This is a genomic window from Okeania sp. SIO2F4 (genome assembly GCF_010672385.1).
Classification (GTDB): domain Bacteria; phylum Cyanobacteriota; class Cyanobacteriia; order Cyanobacteriales; family Microcoleaceae; genus Trichodesmium.
The window spans coordinates 1-4218 of record NZ_JAAHGT010000854.1 but is presented as its reverse complement, the minus strand read 5'-3'; the positions used below and the strand labels follow the sequence as shown (position 1 = coordinate 4218).

The 4218-nt window shown below is 34.9% G+C and carries 2 protein-coding genes; both read left to right on the top strand.

From position 1 onward, the window contains the following. The first annotated feature begins 66 nt into the window (after positions 1-66). A complete protein-coding gene (locus F6K22_RS33865) occupies positions 67-918 on the top strand; it encodes an iron uptake porin (protein ID WP_293108496.1) in 852 nt (283 codons plus the stop codon). A gap of 1460 nt (positions 919-2378) precedes the next feature. Next, positions 2379-3341 (top strand): cysteine synthase A, encoded by a 963-nt coding sequence (gene cysK, locus F6K22_RS33860; protein WP_293108493.1) that lies wholly within the window; start codon positions 2379-2381, stop codon positions 3339-3341. The last annotated feature ends 877 nt before the right edge of the window (positions 3342-4218 follow it).

The window sequence follows — 4218 nt, the reverse complement described above, 5'->3', positions numbered from 1 at the left end:
AGACCCGAAAATATCAAGATTGATAAGTAGACTGCAAAAAACTGTAGAACTGCAAAAAATATTTTTTTGCACTGTGGAGGAAGTGGTTCTCTCAGTGCTTTTGGTCAAAGGAACCCAATCTATCGTTTAGGGGGAGGCAAAGGACTGGGAATTGAGTATGATTTTGGTTGCAAAGACCAATATGCTTGTACCTATAGTCCATTTTCTGTATCTTTTGGTTACTTAGCAGCAGAAGGTGAAGACCCTCGTGAAGGAAAAGGTCTGTTTAACGGAGACTATGCGGCTCTAGCACAATTAACGTTTACTCCCATCAGAAATTTTCAAGTTGGACTTACCTACAACAAGGGCTATTTTGGACCAGGGAATTTTGGATTTGATGATGGGGCAGCCACAGGTCTAGGTAATAATCAGAGTTTAAATAGTGGGTTTGTGGGAACTGGTATTGCCAATAGTGTGTATGGTCTAAATGCTGGACTTAATGACCGCCGACCAGGTTCAGTCAATATTGCCAAGCCAGTTTCAACTAATGCTTATGGTGTAGAAATGTCTTGGCGAGCTGCCGATTGGGTAACCATTAATGGGTTTGGTATGTATCTTGATGGAAAACTAATTGGCTTAGGTGATTTTGAAATCTGGACTTATGGAGCTACTATTGCTTTCCCAGATTTATTGAAGGAAGGCAGTTTAGGTGGTATTGTTGTAGGTCGGGAACCTTACTTGAATGATTTAGAAGTTCCTAATGGGTTAGCTTCAGGATTGCGAACAGATATGTCATGGCATCTTGAAGCATTCTACAAATATCAAATTACAGATTATATCTCGATTACTCCTGGTGTAACTGTCATTACAAATGCTAACCAAGATGATGATAATGATGAGTTAATTATTGGTACTATCAGAACTACATTCCAGTTCTAGTGGTTAGTTGGAAAAATTAGGGTGGAAAATACCACCCTATAAATTAAAGGAATAGGACTTACCCACACCGAACCCAGGAATACAATTTTTGCCTAGATGTGTATTGTTGAAACTAAAGATTGATTGTAGCAACCGGATTTATTTGCCTAAGTCCTATGAAATTAAAGTTGTTATTTAGTATAAGTTAGTACTCAGAAGTTAATCAACAGAAATTGAGATAATTTTTAGTTGATTCTAGCTATTATTTGATTGCTTAAAGTTTATTTTATTTATTTAGGATTACCGAATAATTAATAATTAATAATTATTAATTAAATACCTTGGTGAAAAGCCTCCCCCCTCATAGGGTAAAAAAAGTGCTAGGAGATTTCCTGCTCTTCAATTAAGTACGGTTTTAACCAGAGGTAATTATCCATTATCCATTATCCATTAATGAATACAGCTACAGATAATTCTAAAATTTAGGTGTTTTTGTTTATAAGTTTTATTTACAGAAATTTTCAAGTTTATTAAGATACAAAGTTTCAGGGATTGAGGAAATAGGGGATAGGGAAAATAAATCAATATTAAACTTTACCTCACTATCCTGAAAGGTTCTACAATTAAAAGTTTAAGTCTCTAATTAGATCGGTTTAAAAGTCTGAATAATTTAATTTATTGGTTGGAATTAAAAAATCATAAAATTCCTAATATATCTTATTTATTTTATTGAAAATTAACTCAATAATTAGGGTAAAATACATACTGGTAGGAACATAAAGAAAAAGCAAAAATGTATTGATTGGTAAAAATCAGTACATAATTTATCTATAAACTAAAGCAATCATAACTAAATATTGGTTATCCTATCGAAAAAGTAGAAAGAAAAGAACTTAGATGAAGTAATTATAAATTTTAGGTAGAATGGGAAAAATTTGAGAGAGTAGAAAATACTCTAGTTAGTTAAGAATCAACCTAAAATCTATAGCAATCATATTTCAGTTGTAAGATTTTAGTGGTAATTAGGAGTTAACCCACCCCTAACCCCTCCCAGGAGGGGAATTCAGGAGTCAGGAGTCAGAATATAAAAGGATTTTGATTCTTCTTAATTGTTCTTAAATATCTATCAAAATCATTCCTGATGGCTATATGATTAAATGTAAGCATTCAGCTATTAGCAGTCAGCTTTTCCTCCTGAATGCTGTTTGCCCAGCATTCAGGAGCAGCAATCTGGAGTGAAAAATTGCTTTAAACCAAATTTTTTGGTAATCAAGAGTTGATTCGGAGTACTAATCAATTAGTTCTATATTTACTGATTTGCTTTTACCTATACTTTATAATTAGACCTAAGTCTCTCAATACTGATTTGGACTATCAAGGGAATGAAGCTTATGACTAACGTCTGAATAGTTACGATAAATAACCATTTTCTATCAAGTTATTAGTAGAACCCTAAGTTTAACATTAGTAATAAATATATCATGCGTATTGCTCATAATATTACAGAATTAGTAGGTCGCACACCCCTAGTACAACTCAATCGTATTCCTCAAGCAGAAGGTTGTCTAGCAAAAATAGTCGTAAAGCTAGAAGGAATGAACCCTGCTGCTTCAGTCAAAGATCGTATTGGTGTAAATATGATTAATGTAGCCGAGCGCGAAGGTTTAATTGCACCAGGGAAAACAACATTAGTTGAACCAACCTCTGGAAATACAGGTATTGCTTTGGCAATGGTGGCTGCTGCTAGGGGTTACAAGCTAATTTTGACCATGCCAGAAACAATGAGTATGGAGCGTCGTGCTATGTTACGCGCTTATGGAGCAGAGTTAGTATTAACTCCAGGTAGTGAAGGTATGAAAGGTGCTATTTCCAAAGCACAAGAACTTGTGGATTCAACTCCTAAAACATATTATATGTTACAGCAATTTCAGAATCCAGCTAATCCAGAAATTCATAGCAAAACTACAGCACTAGAAATATGGGAAGATACAGATGGTAAAGTAGATATTTTGGTGGCTGGTGTTGGTACTGGTGGAACAGTTACCGGGGTTACAGAGACCATTAAAGCAAGAAAGCCTGAGTTTCAAGCGATCGCTGTTGAACCTTCTAACAGTCCAGTATTATCTGGTGGAAAACCAGGACCACATAAAATTCAGGGAATTGGGGCAGGTTTCGTGCCAGATGTAATGAATACAGAGATTATTGATGAAATAATCCAAGTTCCTGATAGTGACGCAATTACTTATGGTCGTCGTATAGCAAAAGAAGAGGGAATTCTGTCCGGTATTTCTACAGGAGCTGCTCTTTGTGCAGCTATCCAAGTCGGTAAGCGTCCAGAGAATGAAGGTAAATTAATAGTGATGATTCAGCCTAGTTTTGGGGAGCGTTATTTAAGTACCCCACTTTTTCAAGAACCAGAACAAACTCTGGTTACAGTAAGCTAGCTATCTGAATCAGAGTAATCAGTAGCTATTTAAGCACCTGAATGAAATTATTTACACATCTGATCGTGATTTAATTGAGGTTTTACCCCAATATCAATATATATATATGTAATTAATTTTGTGTACCTGCTTATTATAGTGTTATTTAGTATTAGAGTAATTAGGACTTATTCATAGAATCGCTAAAAACTATAGTGCTATATAATTTTGTAGTGTTTTTAGTTGAACCAATGTGTAAGTCCTGACTAACTTTAGATTATGGATAGATTTGTTGTTGGACAAAGATACAAAAATAATCAGTTTTTATATTTTTCAAGTAATATTAACCGCCTAACTTTTACCATCTAGAATTTAAAATCTTCAATTTACTTTTAGTAAAGTTAAAAATTTGCTATTGACACCCTGGGTAGTGCTAAAAAGGAAAGGATACAAGAAAATATAGAACCCCTAAGGGTATCTTTGTCGGCGATTAAGTTTTTAGTCAGGAGTCAGGAGTCAGGAGTCAGGAGATGCAGGGAAGGAATATGGGAAAAAGGTTGAAAATACTCCCCACCTCCTTATCTATTGGGATTGGGACTTAAACATTTTGAGGTCAAAAAATAGCTGAAAGTTAGTCTAGATAGGGGAATTACGTCAATGGCCTAAAAATGCCTAAAACCCTTGGTAATTAAGGATTTATGCCTTTTTGACGTAAAAAGCTTTGCCTGTCTATATTTGAGCATATTTTTTACTTCTATATTTGTGTAAGTCCCACTATTTCTAATATAGATCTCAAATGGGTTCTATAGGGTAACAGTAGTAGAGAGGTGCATTTTAATGTTAGACCCCAAGCCACCCTGTCCATCATACAATTCATGCTTGAGTGGTCAAGAATGCA